This is a genomic window from Luteimonas sp. 9C, from assembly GCF_902506295.1.
In the GTDB taxonomy this organism is placed as follows: Bacteria; Pseudomonadota; Gammaproteobacteria; order Xanthomonadales; family Xanthomonadaceae; genus Luteimonas.
The window spans coordinates 2,289,420-2,314,287 of the sequence record NZ_LR733312.1 but is presented as its reverse complement, the minus strand read 5'-3'; the positions used below and the strand labels follow the sequence as shown (position 1 = coordinate 2,314,287).

Below are 24,868 nucleotides of genomic sequence, written 5' to 3'. Positions count from 1 at the left end.
CGGGGTCGTCCACGGACGGCCCGCCGCGCACCGCCATTTGCTGCGAGGGCGCGCGGCCTGCCCCGCACGGAGACGCTCTTTGGACACCCAGTTCCTCTACACCTTCGTCAACGTCGTCGACCGGGGCTCGATGGCCGCCGCGGCACGCTTTCTCAACATCACCCCGGCAGCGGTGGCCCAGCAGATCCGCACCCTGGAGCGCGAACTCGGCGTCGCGTTGATCGCGCGCGCCGGGCGCACCGTCTGCGTGACCGAAGAGGGCGCCCGCATCCTGCAGCGCACCCGCGATCTGCTGCGCGACGTCTCGGACCTGCGCAGCGTCGCCAACGATCGCGCGGTCGCCGGCGAACTGCGGCTCGGCGCGTGTCCGACGGCGCTGGCGGGCATGCTGCCCGATGTGCTCGCGCGCATGGTCACCACGCTGCCGCAGATCAACGTCTTCATCAAACCCGGTTATTCGGCCGAGCTCTACACCGAAGTGGAGCAGGGCAATCTCGATGCGGCGATCGTGCTGCAGGCGCCGTTCGCCCTGCCCAAGACCTGCAACTGGGAGGTGCTGCGCGAAGAGCCGCTGGTGGTCCTGGCACCGCAGCACATGGCGCATCGCGATCCGCACGAACTGCTCGCCAGCGAACCGCTGATCCGCTACGACCGTCACCAGTGGGGCGGCCGCCAGGCCGACGACTACCTGCGCCGCGTCGGCATCGCGCCGCGCGAGCGCTTCGAGCTCAACGCGCTCAACGCGATCGCGGTCATGGTCGATCGCGGGCTCGGCGTGTCACTGGTACCCGACTGGGCGCAGCCCTGGCCGGCAGGCGTGCGGCTTGCACGCATCCCGTTGCCCGAGCCGGCAGAGCCGCGCCGCATCGGCATCGTCTGGTCGAATGCCAGCGTGCGCAGTCGACTCGTGGCGGCTCTGCGCGAGGAGTGCCGCGCCACCGCGCGCCGGCATGTCGACGAGGCCGCGATGCGCGAGTGACCGATGCTGCATCGCAGCAAACATTTTGTGTGATCGCAGGCAATAAAAACTGTCGTTTGAACATAGGTGCAGGCGGTTCATCCGCACTCCGCGCGCACCTAATCTTCGGCGCAACGTACCGGACACGCGCGTGGGGAGGCGCCGTTCCATGCGAACCCGTCCTGCCGCTCACCAGCGCGATCACATCGCCACGCCTGCCGGCCGTCCGCACCCCGTCACCGGGGGCCCACGCATCGCACCGCCCGAAGAGAACACACCATGATCAAGCCGCTTTCCGCCGCGATCGGTTGCATCCTGCTGGCCGCCGCCGGCGCCGGACACGCGCAGCAGGCCGACAGCGAGACCGACGCCGCCGCGCGCCGCGATGCCAAGACCCTCGACCGCATGGTCGTCACCGGCACGCGCGTGGCGACGTCGATCGACAAGATTCCCGGCGCCATCAGTCTCGTGTCGCAGGAGCAGGTCGCGCACACGCTGGCGTTGACCGAGGACGCGACCGCCGTGCTGGCGCGTACCGTGCCCGGCTATGCGGAGTCCTCGCAGGCGATGAGCAACACCGGTGAGACCTTGCGTGGTCGCATCGCGCTCCGCCTGTTCGACGGCATCCCGCAGGGCTCGCCGCTGCGCGAGGGTGGGCGCAACGGCACGTTCACCGACATGGGTCTGGTCGGCCGCATCGAGGTGATCAACGGACCGTCGGCATCGGAGGGCATCGGTGCCGCCGGCGGCATCATCAACTACATCTCCAAGGTGCCGACGGTCGAAGGCCACGAAACCCAGCTGACCACGCGCTACTCGACGCAATTCGGCACCGACAGCAGCGGCTGGAAGGTCGGCGTGAACCATGCCTACAAGGGCGACACCTTCGACATGCTGGCCAGCGCGTCCTACATCGACCGCGGCATCTCCTACGACGGCAACGGGCGACGGGTCGGCATGAACACCAGCGGTTCGGTGTCCGACTCCGAAGCGCGGAATCTGTACTTCAAGGGCGGCATGAACTTCGGCGAGAGTCTGGAGCAACGCCTGCAGTTCAGTTACAGCGACTTCAAGATCGAAGGCAAGGCGAACTACATCCAGGTGGAAGGCTGCCGTTTCGATCCGGTCGAATGTCCGGTGCCGAGCACGAACACGTCCGAGCGTGGTTCGATCGCCGGCGCATTGGCCGAGATCAACGATTTCCGCCAGGCCGCATTGAACTACAGCCACGGCGACCTGTTCGGAGGCACCTTCACCGCCGACATCTACTGGGCGGACCAGGCGATGCGCTACCTGCCCGAGGACGGCGACGACCGCCAGCTGGTCAAGGTGGACGACGACTTCGACGAGGCCGACCGTATCTTCGACCAGTCCGAGATCGTGTCCAAGAAGCGCGGCCTGCGTACCTCGTGGACGCGTGGTGACCTGTTCGCGGTCGAAGGGCTGCAGTTGCGCACGGGTATCGACCTGGTGGAGGACGAAGCCGCGCAGCGGCTCGCGATCACCAACCGCCTGTGGGTGCCGCCGATGCAGTACTCGAGCGTCGCACCGTACGCGCAGTTGAGCTGGGATGTGGGACCGGTCACCGTCAGCGGCGGTGTGCGTCACGAGGACGGCAAGCTCGACGTCGACAGCTACACCACTACGCCGTTCCGCAACAGCGTGTTCGTGCAGGGCGGCGGCCTCGAATACTCGGAGACGATGAAGAACATCGGCGCGATCTGGCGCATCACCGACGGGTTCTCCACCTTCGTCAGCTACGGCGAAGGTTTCGGCCTCGCGAACATCGGCATTCCACTGCGCAACATCAGCGTGCCGAACCAGTCGGTCGATCGCATCGCCGATCTCGACCCGATCATCGTCACCAACCGTGAAGTGGGCTTCAACTGGGCCGGCGCCGATGCGTCCTTCGGCGCGTCGTACTACGACTCGCGCTCCCCGTTCGGTACCTCGCTGTCGATCGACCCGGTGACCAACGACTTCGTGCTGGCGCGCGCGCCGGTACGCATCAAGGGCTTCGAGGCCAACGGCGAGTTCCGTTTCAACGAGCAGTGGAAGGTGTCGGGCATCTACTCGCGGATCCGCGGCAAGACCGCGTTCTGGTCGTCGGCGCCGAACGGCGACTACGAGGCCGGCGAACTGAACAAGCCGCTGGGCGTGCTCGACGTCAATCCGGACAAGATCGCCGTGTCGGTCACCTGGAATTTCATGCCGACCGCCAACGTCACGCTCGGTGCGACGACGCTCCTCGATCGTGACCTCTCGGGCAGCGACGTGCGCGAATTCGACGACCGCAGCTTCAGCTACGTCGAGAATACCGAGGGCTACACGCTGTTCGATCTGGGCGTGAACTATGACACCGGCCGCTACGGCAAGCTGACGGTCGGCATCGAGAACCTGCTCGACAAGCAGTACATCCTCAGCTGGTCGCAGGTGCCCGGTTTCCAGAATTACTGGGCCGGCCGCGGGCGGATGGTGTCGTTGACGCACACGATCACGTTCTGATCGATGCGATCGGATGAGATGGCCCCGCATGGTGCGGGGCCTGCGTGCGGGGTGCGGGAGATGCAGGTGCAGGCAGCAGACAGGACGCGACCGCGTCGCGCGAACGGTGACGGGCGACGGCTGCGCGCGTCTCTGCCACTTGTCGCGTTGTTCGCCTGCGCCTGGCTGGCGCCGGCGATCCCTGCGCACGCCATCGAATCCACAGCAACGGCTGTACCGGCAGCGCGCTGGCAGGCACTCGACGCGTTCGTCGACGGCGCGGTGGGTCCCGGCGGCTACACCGGCGCCGTGGCGTCGGTCTGGCAGGACGGTCAGGCGCCGCACATGCACGTCGCCGGCACGCGCGACCTCGCCGGCACCGCGCCGATGACCGACGACGCGATCTTCCGCGTCTACTCGATGACGAAACCGATCGTGTCAGTCGCGGTGCTCATGCTGGTCGAGCGCGGTCGCATCGGACTCGACGACGACATCGCGACGCACCTGCCGGCGTTCGCGCAGTTGCGTGTCCTCGACGAGGACGGGCGGCTGCGCGCACCGGCGCGTGCGCTGACGGTCCGCCATCTGCTCACCCACACCTCCGGCATCGCCAACGGCGCGGGCGCGGCCCTGCAACTGCGCGAGGCCGCGGGTCTCGACGCGGCGTCCGATCTGGACGTCTACGTGCGACGCCTCGCCACGGTGCCGCTGCAGCACGATCCCGGCACGGTGTTCGCCTACGACGGCGCGGCGACCAACGTGCTCTCGCGGCTCGTCGAGGTGGCATCCGGCGAATCGCTGTACGCGTTCCTGCGCGCGCGCCTGTTCGAGCCGCTGGGCATGGTCGATACCGGGTTCTCGGTGCCGCCGGCGCAGCGGGGACGCGTGGTCGACATCACCACGACCGGCGACGACGGCCGCCTGCGCATCGCCGACGGTCCCAGCGCGACGACGCCGGGCACGGCGCTCAATCCCTACGCGAGCGGCGCGGGTGGGCTGTACTCGACCGCGGCGGACTATCTGCGGTTCGCGCGCATGTTGCTCGGGCGCGGCACGCTCGACGGCGCGCGGTACCTGCGCGAGGACACCGTTGCGATGATGCTGCGCAACCAGCTCGATTTTCTGGACGCGCCGCATACGAGTTTCAGTCCGTTCGAGGGCTTCGGTCTGGGAGTGTCGGTGCAGCTCGATCCCGCCGCACGCGGACGTCTCGGCGCGCCGGGGCAGGTGGGCTGGTCGGGCGCGGCGTCGACGTATTTCACGATCGATCCGGCGCGCGGCCTCGTCGCGATCCTGCTCGCCCAGCATCTGCCGCGCGACGTGGCCGGCGATCCATCGCGGCTGGCGACGCCGTTCTACAACCTCGTCCAGCAAGGCGCTGCGCCATGAGGGCCGGTCGCGTGCTCGTCGCCGGTTCGGCGAATCTGGATTTCGTCGTGCGCGCGGCGCACATCCCCGCGCCCGGCGAAACCGTGCTGGGCCGCGAGTTCCAGACGTTCCCGGGCGGCAAGGGTGCCAACCAGGCCGTTGCCGCCGCGCGCGCGGGCGGCGCAGACACCCGGATGCTGCTCGCCCTTGGCGATGACGCATACGCCGTACCGGTCGAAGCCTCGCTGCGCGAGGCGGGCGTGGCGCTCGACATCCGCCGGCAGCCCACGCATGCGACGGGTGTCGCCTTCATCTGCCTGGCCGATGGCGCGGAGAACGCCATCACCGTCGCGCCGGGCGCCAACGCCGGCCTGGTCGTGGACGACCTGCCCGATCTCGCCGGTATCGATACCCTGCTGCTGCAGCTGGAAACCCCGATCGACGCGGTCACCGCCTGGGCCACGCGTGCGCGCGAGACCGGCGTGCGCGTCGTGCTCAATGCCGCGCCGGCGCGCGTACTGCCCGATGCGTTGCTGCGCCAGGTCGACGTGCTGATCGTCAACGAGGGCGAGCTGGCGACGCTCATCCGCAAAGCCGACGATCTGATCAATGCCCTGAAACGCGTGCCGGTGCCAACCGTCGTCGTCACCCTCGGTGCGGCGGGCTGCATCGCCCGCGAGGGCACGGCGCTGCATCTGCAGCCCGCATTCCCGGTCGTGGCGTTGGACACCACCGCCGCGGGCGATACTTTCTGCGGCGTGCTGGTGGCCGCGCTCGCCCGCGGCGAGACGCTGGTGGCCGGGCTACGCGCTGCCGCGGCGGCTTCGGCGCTCGCGTGCACCGCGCTCGGTGCACAGTCGAGCGTGCCTGCGCGCGCCGACGTCGACGCGCTGCTGCGTGGCGATACCGACCGCGCAGGCCTCGATGCACTCGCTGCGCGGTGTGCCTCGTCGGCCGCCTGATCCGTTCTTCTTCGAGAGTCCCCCCATGAGTCCGTCCCCCTACCGCACGCTCGATGAGGACCAGCCCGGCGACGGCGCGTCCGTCGACGCCGACTACGGCCCGGCGCCGCGCCGCACCGAATACAAGTTCTCCCACGTCACGACCGGGCGGTATCTGCCGACGCCGGGCAAGGCGCCCGGCTGGCCGTTCGCCGACATCGGCGACTGGATGATCGATGCCAACGACAGCGCGCAGGACTGGCTGGCCGAACTGCGCGACTGGCGCCGCGAGCATCTCGTGCGCATCGGCTACGACGATACGAACTACCGGCACCCGGACCTGCAGTGGGCGCAGCGCAACTTCGTGCACGCGCAGATGATGGTCGAGGACCGCTATTTCTTCGATCCCGACACCGGCAGCTACACCGTCGACCGCTATCTCGACGATCTGGTCGCGCGCTTCGGCGGGGTCGATTCGGTGCTGATCTGGTACGTGTATCCGAACATCGGCGTCGACGACCGCAACCAGTTCGATCTCGCCCACGACATGCCCGGCGGTCTCGACGGCCTGCGCGCGGCCGTGCAGGCCTTCCAGGCGCGCGGCGTGCGCGTGTTCCTGCCGGCCAAGCCGTGGGACCACGGCACGCGCGATCCGGGCGTCAGCCACTGGGAAGGCCTCGCGGAGATCGTCGCCGCGGTCGGCGCGGACGGCATCAACGGCGACACCTTCAACGGCGTGCCACGCGCGTTCTTCGATGCCTGCCAGCGTCTGGGCCGCACCGTGGTGCTGCAGCCCGAGTCGACGATCAGTTCGGAAGAACAGCTGATCTGGAACGTGCAGAGCTGGGGCAAGAAGGCGCCCGACGGGCCGGTGCCGCCGGTGTCGAAGTGGAAGTGGCTCGAACCGCGGCACATGGTGAACTACGAGAACCGCTGGGGCCGCGACCGCACGCACGACCTGCAGTACTGCTTCTTCAACGGTATCGGCTACAACGCCTGGGAAAACATCTGGGGGATCTGGAACCAGTTCACGCCGCGCGATGCCGAAGTGCTGCGCCGCATCGCGACGATCTATCGCCAGCTCCCCGATCTCGTCGTATCGATGGACTGGGCGCCGTACCAGACAAGCCTGCAGCGCGGCGTTTTCATCAGCCGCTTCCCCGGTGCCGGCCGCACGCTGTGGACGCTGGTCAACCGCAATGCGTATGCGGTCGATGGCGAGCAGCTTGCGCAGCCGCACGTCGAGGGCACGCGCTATTACGACGCCTGGAATGGCTGCGCGCTGTCGCCGCGCATCGTCGATGGCCAGGCGCTGTTCGAGCTGTCGCTGGAAGCGCGCGGGTTCGGCGCGGTGCTCGCGGTCGACGCAGGCACGCACGTCGAGGGCTTCGACGATTTCCTGGCAACGGTGGCCGCGCAGGCCGCGAAGCCCCTCGGTGCGCATTCGGCAGCGTGGCGTGCGCTGCCGCAGACGCTGGACGATGTGGCGCCAACCACGCCGCAGGCCGACGCGCCGGAAGGCATGGTCACCGTGCAGGCCGGCAGCTTCCTGTTCCAGGTCGGCGGTATCGAGATCGAAGGCTTCAACTGGTCCGGCGTCGACGTGCAGTACCCGTGGGAAGACAGCCCGCGTCGCCACCACCGGCGGCGCATGGATCTGGCGGCGTTCCACATCGATCGGCATCCGGTCACCAACGCGCAGTTCAAGCGGTTCATCGATGCGAGCGGTTACGCGCCGCGTGATGCACACAACTTCCTGCGGCACTGGGTCGACGGCGCGCCGCGCGCCGGCTGGGACCGCAAGCCGGTGACCTGGGTGTCACTCGAAGATGCCCGTGCCTACGCCGCGTGGGCCGGCAAGCGCCTGCCGCGCGAATGGGAGTGGCAATACGCCGCGCAGGGCCACGACGGCCGCCGCTATCCCTGGGGCGACGACTGGCACGACAGCTGTGCGCCGCGGGTCAACCGCGGACGCCGCCTGCAGCCGCCAGCCGATGTCGACGCGCATCCGCAGGGTGCATCGCCGTTCGGCGTCGAAGATCTGGTCGGCAACGTCTGGCAGTGGACCGACGCGTTCGCCGACGACCACACGCGCGCGGCGATCCTGCGCGGCGGCAGCAGCTACCAGCCGCAGACCTCGCACTGGTATTTCCCGCAGGCCTATCGCCTCGACCAGCACGGCAAATACCTGCTGATGGCGCCGTGCAAGGACCGTTCGGGCACGATCGGTTTCCGCTGCGTGGTGGATGCCGGAGGGGACGCGCGATGAGCGATCCGATGCCGACGACCGCACGCGACGTACAACGCGCGCCGGCGCCCGCGCAGGTGCGTTTGCGAGGTCTGCTCGGCGATGCGCTCGAGGCCAACCGTCGCGGCCGGCTGTCGACCTTCGTCACCGGGCCGGACAGTCCGGCGATCGCGATCTTCGATCCCGCGCATCGCGCGCACAACGACGAAGGCGACTGGTACGGCGAACACGCCGGCAAGTGGCTCTCGGCGGCGGCGAAGGCGGCGGCACGCAGCGGCGATCCGGCACTGGAAGCCCATCTGCGCGCAGTGGTGTCGTATCTCCACGCGGTGCAGGACACCGACGGCTATCTCGGGACCTATGCACCGCAACGGCGTTTCATGGTGCCGCAGCCGCCGAAGCCCGAAAGCTGGAACGGCGAGCCGGCATTGCGGACCTGGGACGTGTGGACGCACGCCTATCTGCTGCTCGGCCTGCTCGACGTGCACCGCGCGTTTCCGGATTCGGGCGCGCTCGATGCCGCGCGGCGGATCGGCGCGCTGTGCTGGCGTACGTTCTGCGTCGACGGCATCGACATCACCAGTGTCGGCAACCACCACGGCATGTCGGCGACGGTGCTGCTCGATCCGGTCATGGATCTGCATGCGCTGACCGGCGATGTGGACCTGCTGGCGCTGGCGCACCGCATCGTCGAGCAGATGGACGCCAATCCGCGTCTGGCGCTGATCGAACGCGCGCTCGACGGCGCCGATCCGTCGGAGATCGCGACCGGCAAGGCCTACCAGCTGTGCTGGAATCTGGTCGGCCTGGCCAAGCTCGCGCGCGTCAGCGGCGATCCGCGTCATCGTGCGGTGCTCGACGCGCAGTGGCAGGCGATCGCCGACCATCACCTGAGTCTCGGCGGCGGGCCGTTCGGCGGCATCGGGCACCGCTCGCGCGAAGTGTTCAATCCGGCCTTCGTGTTCGACCCGCAGGCGTACGTGGAGACCTGCTCGATCCTGGCGTGGCTGCAGCTCAATCGCGAACTGTTGGCGATCACCGGCGACGCGCGCCACGCCGAGGCGATCGAATGCACCGCTTACAACGATCTGCTCGGCGCGCAGGCGCCCAACGGCGAGGACTGGTGCTACTACTCCTACGCCAACGGTCAGCGCATCCACACGAACTACTGGCGTTGCTGCAAATCCAGCGGCGCGATGGCGATCGAGGAACTGCAGGGCATCGCCTACGCCGAGCGCGACGATGGCCCGGTGGTGAACCTGCTCGGACCGGGCGAGGCGACTTTCGATCGCATCGACGCCGGGCGCGTGCGCATCGTGCAGGACACGGGTTATCCATTCGATGGCGCCGTGCAATTCACGCTGGATGTGGAACGCGAAGCGGACTTCGCGCTGCGCATCCGGATTCCGGCCTGGGCTCAGGGCGCAACGCTGATGATCAACGGTGCGCCGTTCGAGGGAGCGCTCGTGCCGGGCGATTACGTCAGCCTCGCGCGCATCTGGCGCGATGGCGACGAGGTGACGCTCGATCTGCCGATGCCGCCGCGCGTGCATCGCCGGAGCTACCGCAACGTCCAGATCTCGCGTGCCCCCGACGGCAGCCCGGTGCGCCAGCAGGTGCTGCATTACGCCTGGATCGCGTTCGGTCGTGGCCCGCTGGCGTATGCGACTGGACTGATCGACGGCTACAAGACCTCGGAAATCGTGCGTCTGCCGGACGACGATGCGCAGATCCGGTTGGAGGCGCTGCCGCTGCGGGGCGATGAACCGGCCGTCGGCCTGCGCCTGCATCTCGACGATCGTGCGCCGATCGACTTCGCGCCGTACTACGGGCTTGGCGCGCGTGCCGACCGCATCTGGCGGCTGACCTGGCTGGGCCTGGCGCCGCAGGGCGGCGTGGACAGCGGAGATTGCGGAGCGCTTTGAGATGATGCCCGTGCGCAAGCAAGTTTCTGTGGCGCGAGAACATAGACAGGACGGATGGGTTGCGGTGCCGGGCTTGCGCAGACTGCGCGCGGGCACCGCCGCAGCCACGAAAGGATGTCGGACGACATGACGGGTTCCATTTTCGACAACGGTCGCAGCGGGCCGCCGGGGCCACTGAGCGGCGTACGCGTGCTCGATCTGAGCGCGTACATCGCCGGACCCTACGGCTGCGCGCTGCTTGCCGACCAGGGCGCCGACGTGATCAAGGTCGAGCCGCCGGACGGCGACAACCTGCGCAACTACCCGTCCACGCTGGCCGACGAGAGTCGCGCGTTCCTCGGTGTGAACCGCAGCAAGCGCGGCGTCACCCTGAACCTGAAGGACGACGACGACCGCGCCGTGCTCTATCGTCTGGTGCGCGAGGCCGACGTGCTGGTGCACAACTTCCGGCCGGGTGTGCCGGAACGCCTGGCCATCGATTTCCCCACGCTGTCGGCGCTGAATCCCCGGCTGATCTATTGCGCGGTCACCGGTTACGGCGAGACCGGCCCGCTGAAGGACAAGGCCGGCTACGACCAGGTGCTGCAGACCATGACCGGCATGTGCACGCTGCAGGGCAAGCGGGGCGGCGCGCCGGAAATCATCTACGGCTCGGTGGTCGACTACTACGCCGCCGCATTGCTCGCCGCCGGCGTGTCGTCCGCGCTGTTCGAGCGCGAGCGCAGCGGCGAGGGCCAGTTCGTCGGCGTGTCGCTGCTGCGCAGCGCATTGACGATGCAGTCGGCCCGAATGGTGTGGTCCGATGGCGAGGCGCTCGACATCGGCCGTGACATGCGCTCGGGTGGCGTGACCGGCCTGCATCCCACGCGGGACGGCTGGCTGTACGTGTCGGCGAACACGCCCAGGTTCTGGCAGGCGCTGTGCGCACTGACGGGTCTCGATGCGCTGGCCGCCGATCCGCGTTACGACAGCGTGCGCAAGCGCGCCGAACATGCCGACGAGATCCTGCCGCAGCTGCATGCGGCGCTGGCCACGCGCGACGCGCTGGACTGGGAAGCACGGTTCGGTGACGCGGTGCCGTGCGCGGCCGCGCGCGCGGTCGAGGACATGTTCGAACACCCGCAGGTGCTTGCCGAGGAGATCGTCGCGACCATCGCGCACCCGCAGCTGGGGAGCTACCGGGGTATCTCGCGGCCGATCCGCTTCGGCCGCACGCCGGGGCCGGCGCCGTTCGCCGCGCCGGGGCTCGGTGAGCATTCCAATGCGGTCAGGGTGGCTCTCGACGACGCCGGGCGCGACAATGACGGGCCCGCCTAGTGCGGCGCGCGTCCCGAACCCAGAGGTGTCCATGTCCGCTGCAACATCCGCGTCCAAACTCCAGCAGCTGCGCGAGCTTTCCGTGGTCGTCGCCGATACCGGCGATGCCGAGGCCATCGCGCGCCTGAAGCCGGTCGACTGCACCACCAATCCGACGCTGGTGCGCAAGGCGCTGGATCTGCCGGTCTATGCCGATCTCGTCGAGCGCGAGCTCGAGCGCGCCCGGGATCTCGACGGCGACATCGACGCCCGCGCGCGCCATGTCGTGGATCGCCTGACGATCGGCGTCGGCCGCAAGCTCGCCGGCCTGGTGCCGGGCCGCGTGTCGACCGAGGTCGATGCCGACCTGTCGTTCGACACCGAGGCCACGATCGCCAAGGCGCGCCAGTTCATCGACATGTACCAGGACGCGGGCGTGTCGCGCGAGCGCGTGCTGATCAAGATCGCTGCGACCTGGGAAGGCATCCGCGCGGCGTGCGAACTGCAGCGCGAGGACATCGACTGCAACCTGACGCTGATCTTCAACCGCACTCAGGCGATCGCCTGCGCCGAAGCCGGCGTGTTCCTGATCTCGCCGTTCGTCGGCCGCATCCTCGACTGGCACGTCGCCCGCGGCGACACGCCGGCGACCATCGACGACGATCCGGGCGTGCGCTTCGTGCGCGACGTCTATGCCGAGTTCAAGCGCCGCGGCTCGCCGACCGTGGTCATGGGCGCCTCGTTCCGCTCGACCGCGCAGATCGAAGCGCTGGCCGGCTGCGACCGCCTGACGATCGCGCCGGACCTGCTGGAAAAACTCGACGCCGAGCACGGCACGCTGCCGCGCAAGCTCGCGGCCGGCAGCGGTGATGGCGACGGCGGCATCGCGCCACCGGTCGACGCCGCACGCTACGCCGCCGATCTCGCCGCCGATCCGATGGCGACCGAAAAGCTGCAGGGCGGCATCGCCGCGTTCGCCCAGGATCTGGACGCATTGCGGGCGACCATCGCCCAGCGCCTGCAGGCCGGCTGACATGCGACCGCGTGGGGCCGGCGGCGCGCGCGTCACCGCGTGCATCGCACTGGCGTCGATATTGGCCGGCTGCACGCTGCCGGCGCGCGACGCGTCCACGCCGGCAGCGCCCGTGCCGGAGAGCCGCCCCGGCGTGACGATCGGCTATCTCGACGCGCCCGCGTTCGACAGCCGCGCGCTGCTGCCGGCGCCGCCCGCGCCGGGCTCGGCCGCCCAGGCACACGACGATGCGATCGCCGCACGCAGCCTCGCCCTGCACGACACCGCGCGCTGGCGCCAGGCCGCGGTGGATGCGGATCTGACGTTCCCCGCCGCCGAGCCGCTGTTCGCCTGCGCGCTCGGCGTCGAGATCAGCGCCGCGTCCACGCCGCATCTCGTCCGCCTGCTGCGCCGCAGCCTGGCGGATGCGTCGAATGCCGGTCGCGCGGCCAAGGACCACTGGCAGCGCGGGCGTCCGTTCGTGCGCAATGCCGCGCCGGTGTGTACGCCCGAGGACGTCCCGCGACTGATGACCAGCGCCTCGTATCCGTCCGGCCATGCGGCGATCGGCTGGGCCTGGACGCTGGCCCTGGTCGAACTGGCGCCCGAGCGCAGCGATGCGCTGCTCCAGCGCGGTCGTGACTTCGGCGAGAGCCGGCTGGTCTGCAACCTGCACTGGTACAGCGACATCGGCGAAGGCGAGCGCGTCGGCGCGGCGACCTACGCACGCCTGCAGACGTCGGCGGCGTTCCGCGCCGATCTTGCGGCCGCACGCGACGAGATCGCCGCGCAGCGCGCCGCCGGCGCCACGCCCACGCACTGCGATGCGGAGGCGATCGGTCTGCGCCAGTCGCCGTTGCCGGCCGCGGACGACCGCGACTGAACGTGTCGCGCGTGGCCGACCCCGATCCGCGTCCGCAGCCGCCCGAGGCGCCGCTGCCCAGCGACTGCTGCGACAGCGGCTGTGCGGTCTGTGTGCACGACAGCTACGCCGAGGCGCTGCAGTACTACCGCGAACAGCTGGCGGCCTGGCGCGCGCGGCATCCGGATGCCGACTGAGCCACGCGCCTGACCTGCGGCATGCGCGGGGCGGGCAGGGGATCGTCGGCCTGCTTTGCAGCGGACCGGCACACGTCGCCGACGCCACAATTCCCCAACGAAAAACGCACGGTGCGAAGCCCGCACCGTGCGCCTGTTGCGCGATCCGCCAGTGGACCGCGCGCGGTCAGTCGGCCTTGGCCTGCATCGCCGCTTCGTAGCGCGTGTTCACCGCCTTCCAGTCGACGACATCCCACCAGGCCTTGGCGTAGTCGGCGCGCTTGTTCTGGTACTGCAGGTAGTAGGCGTGCTCCCAGACGTCGATGCCGAGCAGCGGCGTGCCGCGGGTCTCGACGACGTCCATCAGCGGGTTGTCCTGGTTCGGCGTCGAGGTGACCGCGAGGCTGCCATCAGGCCTGGCGATCAGCCACGCCCAACCCGAGCCGAACTGCTTGGCCGCCGCGTCGGCGAAGGCCTTGCGGAAGTCGGCGTCGGAGCCGAAGTCCTGGGTGATGCGCGCGGCCAGTGCGGCCGACGGTGCCCCGCCCTGGCCCGGCGCGGCCATGACGCTCCAGAACAGGCTGTGGTTGTAATGGCCGCCGCCGTTGTTGCGCACAGCGGTGTCGTAGTCGGAGATGTTCGCCATGACGTCTTCGATCGACGCATCCGCCAGCGCGGGAAACTCGGCGACCTTCGCATTGAGATTGTCGACGTAGGCCTTGTGGTGGCGACCGTGATGGATCTCCATCGTGCGCGCGTCGATCACCGGCGCCAGCGCATCGACCGCATACGGCAGGGCGGGCAGGGTGAACGGCGTGGCGGCGGGTTCGGCGGCGCGTGCTCCCGAAGGCGCGACGGCGACGAGGGCGGCACAGGCGAGGGACAGCAGCGAAGCACGGAGCATGTTCGAACCTCCAGCAGATGCCGCGGGGATGCGGCAGGTGTCGTGGGCATACGTCGAGCCCGGCTCGAGCGGATGCAGGCGGAATGCGACCGGGGCCGCAGCGTTCGAGCCTAGCCGGGCCCGTGTCACGGCGGCATGCGGACGCGGCGACGCACCGGGCGGCTACGCCAGCCAGCGCAGCGCGGGGATGCGCGGGCGCACGCAGCGGTCGAAGACCAGGACGCACAGCAGCGAGACGGCGAGCATCGGCAGCAGCAGCGCGGTGACCGCCAGCAGGGCGACCAGGGCACGCGCCGGCGCAGGGCGTGCGGTGCGGGGCGCACCGATGCGTCCGGACGGACGCCGTCGCCACCACATCACCGTGCCCGACACGCACAGCAGCACCACGCCGAGACATGCGGCCAGCATCACCAGCTGGTTCGCGCGCCCGAAGTAGCGGCCCATGTGCAGCTGCACGCCCAGTTCGATGCCCTGGGCCAGTGCGCCGTAGTCCTCGAAGCCCACCCGCAGCAACGGCCTGCCGGCGGCATCGAAATGCCAGGTGATCTGGCCCTGCGGCTGCGCCGGATAGGTGTAGGCGGTGACCGGCGCGCCGGCCTGTTTGGGCAAGAACACGCGCAGATCGTCCGCGACGCCCTGCCCACGCACGTGGGCGAGCGCGGCGTGCAGTCCCTCGTCGGTCCAGTGCCGCCCGGCGGGCGCCGTCCCCGAATCGCCGTGATGGCCCGCGTGCGCGGTGTCGGCCGGCGCGGCCGCCGGCAGCGGTGCACCCTGCAGCGTCCAGGGCACGTCGATGTGCCCCGCGCCGAGCACGCCCGCGTCGTCGGCCACGTAGCGCCGGTACGCGGCCGGATAGCCCGCGCCGATCGCGTCCGCGCCGCTGCGGACCCATTGGCCCCAGAACACCGACCACGGCAGTCCGGTCAGGATCAGGAACAGCACCAGCAGCGCCACCCACAGCCCGGCGGCGCCGTGCAGCCCGCGCCAGAACACGCGTCCGCGCGCGCGCAGATTCGGCCGCAGCGCCGCCGCCCACGCACGCAGGCCGCCACGCGGCCACGCCAGATACAGCCCCGTGACGATCAGCAGCACCGCCCAGGACGCCGCGAGTTCGATCAGGTAGCTGCCGGCGTCGCCGACCATCAGCGTGCCGTGCAGACGCTCGGCGATGCCGGTGAGCGTGCGCGTGGGCACCAGCGTGCCTTGCACCGCGCCGGTGCCGGGATCGACGTAGGCGATCTGCGGCGGTGCGCCGTCGATCGCCAGGTAGACGCGCGCGGCGCGCGCCGTATCCTCCATCACGTCGATCCGCGTCGCCGCCGCGCCGGGCACCGCGGCCTCGGCCGCGGCGAGCATCGTGCCCGGCGACACGGATGCTGGCGCCGGTGCCGATGCGGCGAAGCGCAGCTCGGGATAGATCGCGTCGTTGAGTGCGTCGTTGAACAGGTAGATCGCGCCGGTCACCGCCAGCATCAGCAGGAACGGCGCGACGAACAGGCCGGCGTAGAGATGCCAGCGCCAGAACAGGCGATGGCGCTCGCCGGCGGCGGCCTGCGCCGGACGTGTCGGAGCATGTGTCATGGTCAGAACCGCGTGCGCAGGGTCAGCTCGACGCTGCGCGGCGCACCGAGATAGACGTGGGTGGCGGGATAGCCCGAGTACTCGCCGTAGAGCGCGTCGGTGAGATTGCGCACGCGCAGAGCCACCGACGCGCGGCTGAAGTCGTAGCTCGCCCAGGCGTCGAACGTCGTGCGGCCGCGCACGTAATAGGTGTTGGCGGTGTCGGTGTAGAAACCGCCGACGTGTCGCCCACTCGCACCGATGCTGACGGGCGGGCCGTCGAAGCGGTAGCTGGCGCCGAGCGTCGCGGTCCCGTTGGGCACATTGCCGGGCCGGTTGCCGCGCCGGTCCACGCCGCCCGCCTCCAGCAGCCGGTCGTAGCGGGCGCGGCCCCAGGTCGCCGAGGCGTCGACGCGCAGGCCGCGCGTGGCCTGCAGATCGGCGGTCAGTTCCACGCCCTCCGACGACTGCACGCCGCCCTGCACGGTCAGCAGCGGGTTGGCCGGATCGCGGGTGAGGATGTTGTCGCGTTCGATCCTGTAGACCGCCGCCGTGGTGGCCAGACGCCCCTGCAGCGCCTCGGCCTTGAGTCCGATCTCGGCGGCCCGCGCATCGCTCAGGTCGAAACCGCCCGACGCGGTCTGGATCGTCAGCAGGCTCGAGACCGGCGAGACCGCGGTCGAGACCTGACCGTAGAGCTGCAGGTCCTCGCGCAGATCGAACACGCTGCCCAGGCGCCACGAGAACGGCGTGTAGCGCGGCGCGAACGTGGTGCGTGCGCCGGTGATGCGGTTGTCGATCGAACGGTCCACGTCGATCCGCTCATAACGCAGCCCGCCGACCAGCAACCAGCGCGGCGTGAGATTCAGCGCGTCCTCGACGAACAACGCGCGCGTGCGGATGCCGGTCTCGAAGCGCTGATTGCTGGTGAACGCCGGCGAGTCGCCATCGGGAAACGTGCCGACATCGGGATCGCGTGGCGTCACCGGTGTCGTGCTGCCGCTCTGGCGCGGATTGCGGAAATCGGTGTCGTTGCGTTCCACGCCCACCGTGAACCGGTTGCGGCGCGCGCCCCACGGGCCGTCGTAGGACAGCGCCAGCCGCTCGTTCCAGAACCGGTGGTCGTGGAACACGCGCTGCACGCCACGCGCGTACAGACCCGTGTCGCGGCTGTAGACCCAGTCGTCGGAGTAGACGAAGTCGCGATCGGCCTGGTACCAGGCCAGGTCGTTTTGCAGCGTCCAGTTGCGACCGAGCGAGAGCGTGGTGTTCCATCTGAGCAGATCGCTGCGCGCGCCGGTGAAGCTGCCATCAGGGTTGTAATTGACGTGGCGCGTCGCCGCATCGATCACCAACCCGTTCGCACTACGCACCACGCGCGAAGGCGCGAGTGCATCCTCGGCCGCGATCATCGGCGCGCCCTGGTAGGTGCCGCGGCTCTCGTCCTCGGCGTGCTGCCACGCGAACAGCATCGAGAGCGTGTCGCTGGGCGTATACGCCAGGGTGGCCGACAGCGTCGAGGTGTCGACACGGTTGTCCTCGATGTCGTAGAGGCTGTCCGAGCGCAGGCCGCTCGCGTCCAGGCGCACTGCGACCGTGTCCGACAGCGGCTGGTTGACGCCGATGCCCGCGCGGCGGGTGTTGGAGCTGCCGACGCCCAGCATTGCATCGACCACACGTGCGTCGGTGCTCGGCCGGCGCGTGACCAGATTGATCGCACCGCCCAGCGCGCCTTCGCCGTAGAGCAGCGACGCCGGACCGCGCAGCACCTCCACGCGTTCCAGCGACCAGGTGTCGACATCGCGGGTGACGAACGTCGACGCACCGAGGCGCACGCCGTCGTGCAGCACCGAGATCGTGTTGCCGCTGAACCCGCGCAGCGTGACCACGGCCGGATTGCCCGGCACGTTGCCGACCATCGCGCCGGTCGCCAGGTCGAAGACCTCGCGCGTGGTGCGCGCGCCTTGGCGCGCGATCGCATCGCGGTCGATGACCTGCAGCGATGCGGGAGTCTCGCGTTGCGACAGGCCGAGACGGCTGCCGGTGGTCTGCGGCGCGTCGAGCGTGCGCAGGCGCTGGCCCTGCACCTGCAGCGTGTCGAGCGTGGTGGCCTGGCGGGCCGCGTCCGGCGCGGACTGGGCGACGGCCGGTGCGGCGAGTGCGACGGCGATCAAACCGGCCAGCAGCGCGGTGGCCGGCGGGGTGTGGACAACGGGTCGGGTCGGCGCGGGCCGGGACATTGCGGAACGGAACATGTGGGCATCCAATGCAAGTGCGGCGCGGGGTGGACACGCGCGCACGGACGACACCGCGCACGGGCGCGGGCATCGCGGAAAAAAGGGGTGCGACCCGACGGGGTCGCGGCGGCGCAACTCAGGCCGCGAGCGGTGGGCCGCGCGAGCCGAGTCCGCAGGGATGACGTTCCGCAAGACGGCACACGCGCGCGACGGGCGCCTGGTGCCGGGCATGCAGCAGGCGCGCGATCGCGCACCAGATCACCGCGAGCAGCGCGGTGGCGAGCAGCGGGCAGTAGCCGCAGTCCTGCATGTCGAGATGTTTCGACGGCGCCGGGCGCGGCGCATCGTCAAGCAGGCTGTGGGGGTCGACGATGCTGACGAGCGTGTCGCTGCCCATCGTGCACATCTCCATCAGAATCATCCGCGGCGACGCGTCCTGCGCGTGCGCAAGCCGGCCGATCGACGGCAGCAACGCGAGCAGCAGCACGGCCGTCAGCGACAGCCAGGCGAATGCGTTGTGATAGTTGATGCCCCGGTGCACGGCGGGAGTGTACCCGCGCCGCGCGCGCAGCTGCAGCGTGGCAGGCGGCATGCGACAACGTGTCGCATGCGTGCGCGGTGCGCCCGGCCGATCAGGTTCCGCGGGGCGCTGCCCGTCAGTCGCATGCCGCCGCGCGTCCGACCTCGGGCTTGTCGCATCAATCGGCCGCGGACCTCAGAACGCCGGAATCACCGCATCCCGGTAGGTGCTCTGGATGAAGCTGCGGACCTCGTCGCGGGTCAGCGCGGCAATCAGCTTCTGTACGCGCGGGTCGTCGCGCGTGTCGGGGCGGCCGACGAGGAAGTTCACGTAGGGCGAGTCCTGGCCTTCGATGGCCAGTGCGTCCTTGCCGGGATCGAGGCCGGCGTCGAGTGCGTAATTGGTGTTGATCAGCGCCAGGTCCACCTGGTCGAGCACGCGCGGCAGCATCGCCGAATCGAGCTCGCGGAACTTGAGGTTCTTCGGATTCGCGGTGATGTCGCGCAGCGTCGCCATCGCGTCGGTCGGATCACGCAGCGTGATCACCCCACTCTTGTGCAGCAGGATCAACGCGCGGCTGTTGTTGCTCGGGTCGTTCGGAATCACCACGTCGGCGCCTTCGGGCACCGCGTCGAGCGAATCGAAGCGGCGCGAGTACGCGCCGAAGGGTTCGATGTGCACGCCGACGAGGGTGGTCAGGTCGGTGCCGCGGTCGCGGTTGTAGGCGTCGAGGTAGGGCTCGGTCTGGAAGTAGTTGACGTCGATCTGGCCCTGCGCGACCTGGTCGTTGGGCTGCACGTAATCGTTGAAGATGCGCACCTGCAGGTCGACGCCCTGCGCGGCGAGCAGCGGCTTCACCACTTCGAGGATTTCCGCATGCGGCACCGCGGTCGCAGCGACGGTCAGGCGTTCGCCGTCCGCGCCGGACCCGGAACCGCCGCAACCGGCGAGGGCGGACAGCAGCAGGGCGGCAGTGGCGAGTCGGGGCAGCAGGGCCATGTCGGATCCGGTCAAGCGAGGGGCCGACCAGTATCGGGCTCCGCGTGCGCGGATCGAGTGCGGATGTGGAAATCAGTGTGTGGTGGGGCGGCAACCCGCTCCTTCCCACGCGCGCGGGGGAAGGCCGAGATAGGGGCAAACCCTGCGGTCTCGAAGACGTCGTCCCGCGCAATAAAGCTTGCGTGGATCGAATGCCACGAAGGTCTGGCCGTTCGCCCCCACCCAACCCGCCCCGCATCGCGGGGGCGGGCTTCAGCGCCCTACCGCCGCGAGAACCGCGCCACCAGCCGGTCGCCGACCATCTGCAGCACCTGCACCATCACCAGCAGCGCGACGACGGTGACCACGGCCACGTCCGTACGCGAGCGCAGGTAGCCGTCGCGGTACGCCAGATCGCCCAGGCCGCCGGAGCCGATCGCGCCGCCCATCGCGGTGAAGCCGATCAGCGCGATCGTCGTCACCGTGGCACCGGCGATCAGGCCGGGCAGCGCTTCGGGCAGCAGCACGCGCGTGACCAGCTGGCGCGTGGTCGCGCCCATCGCGAGGCTCGCCTCGACGACGCCGCGATCGATCTCGCGCAGCGCGGTTTCGACCAGTCGCGCGTAGAACGGCGCCGCGCCGACGACCAGCGGCAGGATCGCGCCGCGCACGCCCAGCGAGGTGCCCATGGCTTTGAGCGTGACCGGAATCAGCACGATCATCAGGATGATGAAGGGCACCGAGCGCAGCAGGTTCACCACCAGCGACAGGCCGCCGTACAACGCCGGGCGCGCGTGCAGCTGGCGCGGCGCGGTGAGGTAGAGCAGCACGCCGAGCGGCAGGCCGATCAGCAGCGTCAGCGGCAGCGAACCGGCCAGCATCAGCAGCGTGTCGACCGTGGCCTGGCCGATCTCGAGCCACTTGCCGGCATCCACGTTGGGCAGCAATGGCGTGCTCATCGCGGCAGCGCCTGCACGTGCACGCCGGCGGCGGCGAAGCTGCGCGCGGCCTCGTCGACGCGGTCGCCGGTCACCGCCAGCGTCAGCTGGCCGTAGGGCAGGCGCTTGATGCGGTCGATGCGGCCCGAGAGGATGGTGTAGTCGATGCCGGTCTCGCGCGCGACGCGGCCGAGCAGCGGCTGCCAGGTCGCGTCGCCGGTGAAGGTTAGCCGCAGCAGGCGACCTTCGACATGGGCGATGTCGTCGTGCTGCGCGCCGTCGTCGTCTTCGGATTCGGCGACGAACCGCCGCGTCGTCGGATGCTGCGGATGCAGGAACACGTCGGTCACCGGGCCGCTTTCGACCAGGTGCCCGGCATCGAGCACCGCGACGCGGTCGCAGACGCGGCGCACGACATCCATCTCGTGGGTGATCAGCACGATGGTCAGGCCCAGCTCGCGGTTGATGCCGTCGAGCAGCTGCAGCACCGACGCCGTGGTCTGCGGGTCGAGCGCGCTGGTGGCCTCGTCGCACAGCAGGATCTTGGGTTCCGTCGCGAGCGCACGCGCCACACCCACGCGTTGCTTCTGGCCGCCCGAGAGCTGCGCGGGATACTTGTCGCGATGCGCCTCCAGGCCCACGCGCACCAGCAATTCCTGCGCGCGCGCATGGGCCTGGCTCTTCGATACGCCGGCCAGGCGCAGCGGAAATGCGATGTTGTCGAGGACGGTCTTGGCCGACAGCAGATTGAAGTGCTGGAAGATCATGCCCACGCGCCGGCGCAGGGTGCGCAGGCCGGCGCCGTCGAGCGTGTCGAGGCGTTGGCCATCGACGGTCAGGCGGCCGCCGCTCGGCGTTTCCAGCCCGTTGATCAGCCGCAGCAGCGTGGATTTGCCCGCGCCGGAATGGCCGACGATGCCGAACACCTCGCCGGCCTCGATCGTGAGATCGAGCAGATGCAGCGCGACGGTCTCGCGCCCGGCGGCGGAATACGACTTGTGGATGCCTTCGAAATGGATCACGGCGACGGGCGTTCAGGCGGCCGGGCAGCCTAGCAGGGCGCCGTGGCGGCAGCGTTGCGTCCGCATGGACGCAGCGTCCCGGAACCGGGCGGGCACCCGTGCGGGCGGCCCCGCACGGCGCGTGGCGGTATCATCGCGGGCCCGGGTCTCCACCGATCGCATAGGACGTACGCACGTGGCCGTGAATCAGGAACAGCTGGACAGGATCAAGTCGGGTCAGGGCTTCATCGCCGCACTCGACCAGAGCGGCGGCAGTACGCCCAAGGCGCTCAAGCTCTACGGCATCGAGGAAACCGAGTACGCGAACGACGCGGAAATGTTCGGCCTCGTCCACGCGATGCGCACGCGCATCGTCACCAGCCCCGCCTTCAGCGGCGAGCGCGTGTTCGGCGCGATCCTGTTCGAGCGCACGCTCGACGACGCGTTCGAAGGCCAGGGCGCCGCCGAATACCTGTGGCAGACCAAGGGCGTCGTGCCGTTCCTGAAGATCGACAAGGGTCTGGAAGACGAAGCCAACGGCGTGCAGATGCTGAAGCCGATTCCGGGCCTGTCGGATCTGCTCGCGCGCGCCAAGGCCAAGGGCGTGTTCGGCACCAAGGAACGCTCGGTCATCAAGCAGAACAATGCCGCCGGCATCGCCGCGGTGCTCGACCAGCAGTTCGAACTCGGCCAGCAGGTGCTCGACGCCGGCCTGGTGCCGATCATCGAACCGGAAGTCGACATCAATGCCGCCGACAAGGCCGACATCGAGACCACGCTGAAGCAGGGCCTGCTCGAGCGCCTCGACAAGGTGGCCCCGTCGACGCCGGTGATCCTCAAGCTCACCCTGCCCGAGGTCGATGGTTTCTTCCGCGAACTGGTCGAACACCCGAGCGTGCTGAAGGTGGTCGCCCTGTCGGGTGGCTACGCACGCGACGACGCGAACGCCCGCCTGGCGAAGAACCCGGGCGTGGTCGCGAGCTTCAGCCGCGCGCTGACCGAAGGCCTGAGCGCGAAGCAGAGCGACGACGATTTCAACGCGTCGCTCGACACGGCGATCGAGTCGATCTATCGCGCGTCGGTCGCCTGACACCCAGCGGACCCGCATCGAAGGCCGGCGCATCTGCGCCGGTCTTTTTTTTGTCGCGCGGCGTGCGCAGGCGGTGCGATCAGCGCTGCGTGAAGCCCGCGGCGCGATCGCGTGAACATATCTGTCGCGATTGTTAGGAACTGGTGTGTTCGCGCGTCGCTGTTCGCGACAACGCCGACGCGCGGATAAACGCCGGCGGCGTCGGACTGTGGATTACACCGCGGGTTGCGCGACACGGTCCTAGGGTTCGATCCATCGAGGCACAGGCCTGGAGGATCTGCAGATGTCACAGCCGACATTCGTCACCCATTACATGGTCCGCCGCCCGAAGGCGGGCAATCAGGGCGATTCGCGTCCGTTCGAAGATCGTGTCCGCCACGGCGCGAATGCCGCTGTCGATACGCGGTCATCGTCGCCATCCCGGCTCCGCTATCCGTCTACGGTGCGTCGGGCGAGCTGACGGCTCGCGGTATGCGGGACAGCGTCTGGCGTCCCGCTCGCCACATGTGTTGAATCGGGCGTCTCCCGATCCGGCGCACGGCGCGTCGGATCGGATCGCGCGTCGCAGATCGCCACGCAGCGCACAGGCGATGGCATCGGCGCTTGCTATCGTGCGGGCATCTTCGCTGCCGCACGGACCGTTCGATGAAAACCGCGCTCGCTCTGTTCGCCCTGGTTCCCGGACTCGCATTCGCACAGACGCGCGACGAACGCCCCGGCCCGCCCGCGCAACCGCCCGGCTGGTCGCTCGGTGTCGCCGTCGCCGCCTCCGACAGCCCCTATGTCGGCGAAGGCGCGCGCATTCTGCCGTTCCCGACTTTTTCGTATGAAGGTGAGCGCCTGTTCCTGCGCGGCATTGCCGGTGGCATCCATCTGGTCGACACCGGCGCGTTCCAGCTCGATGGTCTCGTATCCGCACGTCTCGACGGTTTCGACATCGACGATCTCAGCGCGTCGGGCCTTGCCGACAACGGACTCGATGCGCGTCTGCTCGACGATCGCGACCATGGTCTGGACGCCGGCATCGGCGCGTCGTGGTCGGGCACGCTCGGCCGCGTGCGCGTGCATGCACTCGCCGACGTCACCGACACCAGCGGCGGTCACGAGTTCGGCGTCGAATACACCTACATGCTGCGCTCCGGCGCGTGGACCATCCTGCCCAGCGCCGGCGTGCGCTGGATGTCGGACGACCTGACCCGTTACTACTTCGGCACGCTGGATTCCGAAGTCGCGCGCGGCGTGACGCGCTACACGCCGGGTGCGGCGGTGGTGCCATCGATCAGCGTCGCCGCGACGCGTCCCCTCGGCGAGCGCTGGAGTTTCATCGGCGGATTCACCTATCGCGTCCTGCCGGACGAACTGTCCGACAGCCCGTTGCTCGAACGCGATGCCGACGGCATTCCCTCGCTGTTCGGTGGCGTCAGCTACCGCTTCTGAGCCAGCGCCGGCGCCGGCGCCGGCACGGCGCTGTGTTCGAACGACCCGTGGGCGCGTTACTCACCTGACTGCGCGGTCGGCATGCTGTCTTCGACCGCTGCGCACCCTGAATGCCCGGACCACGCGCCGACTTCACGTCGGGGCGATTACGGTCGCGCGCACTGGCCGCAACGCGCACAGGAGGCCGTCATGACCGAGTACACATTGTCGACGGAGACCTCCGCTCTTCGCGACGAATTCCAGACCGTGCCGCCGCCCGAGCCCATGCATGTCTGGCAGCCGCGAGAGATGCAGGACGAATGCTTTCCTGCGCCGGGCCAGCACCTCGTCGGCTGAGCGGATGCCGCGGATCGGGTGGCCGATACCGGCGGATGTGGATTGCGTATCGCGGGCGCGCATCGTGCGACGCGCAGCATTCGCGCGGCCGATCCTCAGTCGCGCGTCTTCAGCACGAAGGCCTCGAACACCGCCAGCGTTTCCGGGCTGACGTGATGCTCGATGCCCTCCGCATCGCGGCGTGCGATGTCGGGCGGTACGCCCAATGCGACGAGAAAGGATTCGACCGTCTGGTGCCGCGCGCGGCTGGCATGCGCCAGCGTTTCGCCGGCCTCGGTGAGAAATGCGCCGCGGTAGGGCTTCTGCAGCACCAGTCCGTCGCGCACCAGGCGTTGCAGCGTGCGGGCGACCGTGGGCTGGGCGACACCGAGGCGTTCGGCGATGTCGACCTGGCGCGCGCGGCCGGTGGTGGCGAGCAGGTCGGAGATCAGTTCGACATAGTCCTCGACCAGCTCGGCGCGGCGCGCCTCGCGCACCTGGCGGAAATTCTCCACGTGCACCTGCGCATCCGGCAGTCCCGCATCGCGCGCGGCCTGAGCGGCGATCTGCTTGCGTTTCGACATGGGCGCGGTTCCGGCGGCAACCTGCGTAGTGTCG

The 24,868-nt window shown here is 69.5% G+C and carries 21 protein-coding genes; 13 read left to right on the top strand and 8 right to left on the bottom strand.

The window, feature by feature from the left end; genetic code table 11:
* The first annotated feature begins 79 nt into the window (after positions 1-79).
* From CURTO8I2_RS10565 to CURTO8I2_RS10520, 10 genes are all read left to right on the top strand, one after another.
* On the top strand, positions 80-979 hold the full coding sequence (locus CURTO8I2_RS10565) for a LysR family transcriptional regulator (protein WP_159681027.1): 900 nt from the start codon (positions 80-82) through the stop codon (positions 977-979).
* Between the two features lie 258 nt (positions 980-1,237).
* Positions 1,238-3,463: a TonB-dependent receptor gene (locus CURTO8I2_RS10560; protein ID WP_159681025.1), complete on the top strand. Its 2,226-nt coding sequence runs from the start codon at positions 1,238-1,240 to the stop codon at positions 3,461-3,463.
* 147 nt (positions 3,464-3,610) lie between these two features.
* Complete coding sequence (locus CURTO8I2_RS10555; protein WP_159681024.1) at positions 3,611-4,831, top strand: serine hydrolase domain-containing protein; 1,221 nt, start codon at positions 3,611-3,613, stop codon at positions 4,829-4,831.
* Positions 4,828-5,772, top strand: coding sequence for a ribokinase (locus tag CURTO8I2_RS10550; protein WP_159681022.1), 945 nt, complete (start codon positions 4,828-4,830; stop codon positions 5,770-5,772). The genes CURTO8I2_RS10555 and CURTO8I2_RS10550 overlap by 4 nt, the downstream gene beginning before the upstream one ends.
* Positions 5,773-5,797: 25 nt before the next feature.
* Positions 5,798-8,020, top strand: a complete 2,223-nt coding sequence (locus tag CURTO8I2_RS10545; protein WP_159681021.1) for an SUMF1/EgtB/PvdO family nonheme iron enzyme — start codon at positions 5,798-5,800, stop codon at positions 8,018-8,020.
* Positions 8,017-9,924, top strand: a complete 1,908-nt coding sequence (locus CURTO8I2_RS10540; RefSeq protein WP_236551076.1) for a beta-L-arabinofuranosidase domain-containing protein — start codon at positions 8,017-8,019, stop codon at positions 9,922-9,924. The genes CURTO8I2_RS10545 and CURTO8I2_RS10540 overlap by 4 nt, the downstream gene beginning before the upstream one ends.
* Positions 9,925-10,050: 126 nt before the next feature.
* On the top strand, positions 10,051-11,241 hold the full coding sequence (locus CURTO8I2_RS10535; protein ID WP_159681019.1) for a CoA transferase: 1,191 nt from the start codon (positions 10,051-10,053) through the stop codon (positions 11,239-11,241).
* Between the two features lie 31 nt (positions 11,242-11,272).
* A complete protein-coding gene (locus CURTO8I2_RS10530) occupies positions 11,273-12,253 on the top strand; it encodes a transaldolase (protein WP_159681018.1) in 981 nt (326 codons plus the stop codon).
* 1 nt (position 12,254) lies between these two features.
* Positions 12,255-13,115: a phosphatase PAP2 family protein gene (locus tag CURTO8I2_RS10525; RefSeq protein ID WP_159681016.1), complete on the top strand. Its 861-nt coding sequence runs from the start codon at positions 12,255-12,257 to the stop codon at positions 13,113-13,115.
* On the top strand, positions 13,112-13,291 hold the full coding sequence (locus tag CURTO8I2_RS10520) for an oxidoreductase-like domain-containing protein (RefSeq protein ID WP_201295549.1): 180 nt from the start codon (positions 13,112-13,114) through the stop codon (positions 13,289-13,291). Before CURTO8I2_RS10525 ends, CURTO8I2_RS10520 begins: the two co-directional genes overlap by 4 nt.
* Before the next feature lie 166 nt (positions 13,292-13,457).
* Here the strand turns inward: CURTO8I2_RS10520 and CURTO8I2_RS10515 are convergent, their stop codons facing one another.
* The 7 genes from CURTO8I2_RS10515 to CURTO8I2_RS10485 form a co-directional block, all read right to left on the bottom strand.
* Positions 13,458-14,174: a superoxide dismutase gene (locus CURTO8I2_RS10515; RefSeq protein WP_159681013.1), complete on the bottom strand. Its 717-nt coding sequence runs from the start codon at positions 14,172-14,174 to the stop codon at positions 13,458-13,460.
* A gap of 162 nt (positions 14,175-14,336) precedes the next feature.
* Entirely contained in the window at positions 14,337-15,755 is a 1,419-nt protein-coding gene (locus CURTO8I2_RS10510) for a PepSY domain-containing protein (RefSeq protein ID WP_159681011.1), read from the bottom strand.
* A 2-nt stretch (positions 15,756-15,757) separates the two neighbouring features.
* A complete protein-coding gene (locus CURTO8I2_RS10505) occupies positions 15,758-17,989 on the bottom strand; it encodes a TonB-dependent siderophore receptor (RefSeq protein WP_236551075.1) in 2,232 nt (743 codons plus the stop codon).
* A gap of 118 nt (positions 17,990-18,107) precedes the next feature.
* Entirely contained in the window at positions 18,108-18,512 is a 405-nt protein-coding gene (locus CURTO8I2_RS10500) for a DUF2946 family protein (RefSeq protein ID WP_159681010.1), read from the bottom strand.
* Between the two features lie 174 nt (positions 18,513-18,686).
* A complete protein-coding gene (locus CURTO8I2_RS10495) occupies positions 18,687-19,490 on the bottom strand; it encodes a MetQ/NlpA family ABC transporter substrate-binding protein (RefSeq protein WP_159681008.1) in 804 nt (267 codons plus the stop codon).
* Positions 19,491-19,750: 260 nt separating this feature from the next.
* Positions 19,751-20,428, bottom strand: a complete 678-nt coding sequence (locus CURTO8I2_RS10490; RefSeq protein ID WP_159681007.1) for a methionine ABC transporter permease — start codon at positions 20,426-20,428, stop codon at positions 19,751-19,753.
* Complete coding sequence (locus tag CURTO8I2_RS10485; RefSeq protein ID WP_159681005.1) at positions 20,425-21,429, bottom strand: methionine ABC transporter ATP-binding protein; 1,005 nt, start codon at positions 21,427-21,429, stop codon at positions 20,425-20,427. The genes CURTO8I2_RS10490 and CURTO8I2_RS10485 overlap by 4 nt, the downstream gene beginning before the upstream one ends.
* 181 nt (positions 21,430-21,610) lie before the next feature.
* On the opposite strand from CURTO8I2_RS10485, the gene CURTO8I2_RS10480 reads away from it, so the two are divergent.
* The 3 genes from CURTO8I2_RS10480 (at position 21,611) to CURTO8I2_RS10470 (ending at position 24,271) form a co-directional block, all read left to right on the top strand.
* Positions 21,611-22,498, top strand: coding sequence for a fructose bisphosphate aldolase (locus CURTO8I2_RS10480; protein ID WP_236551138.1), 888 nt, complete (start codon positions 21,611-21,613; stop codon positions 22,496-22,498).
* Between the two features lie 645 nt (positions 22,499-23,143).
* Complete coding sequence (locus CURTO8I2_RS10475) at positions 23,144-23,935, top strand: MipA/OmpV family protein (RefSeq protein ID WP_159681001.1); 792 nt, start codon at positions 23,144-23,146, stop codon at positions 23,933-23,935.
* A gap of 189 nt (positions 23,936-24,124) precedes the next feature.
* Positions 24,125-24,271 (top strand): hypothetical protein, encoded by a 147-nt coding sequence (locus CURTO8I2_RS10470; protein ID WP_159680999.1) that lies wholly within the window; start codon positions 24,125-24,127, stop codon positions 24,269-24,271.
* A gap of 95 nt (positions 24,272-24,366) precedes the next feature.
* On the opposite strand, the gene mntR is transcribed toward CURTO8I2_RS10470, so the two are convergent.
* Positions 24,367-24,834, bottom strand: coding sequence for a manganese-binding transcriptional regulator MntR (gene mntR / locus CURTO8I2_RS10465; RefSeq protein WP_159680997.1), 468 nt, complete (start codon positions 24,832-24,834; stop codon positions 24,367-24,369).
* Positions 24,835-24,868 lie beyond the last annotated feature (34 nt).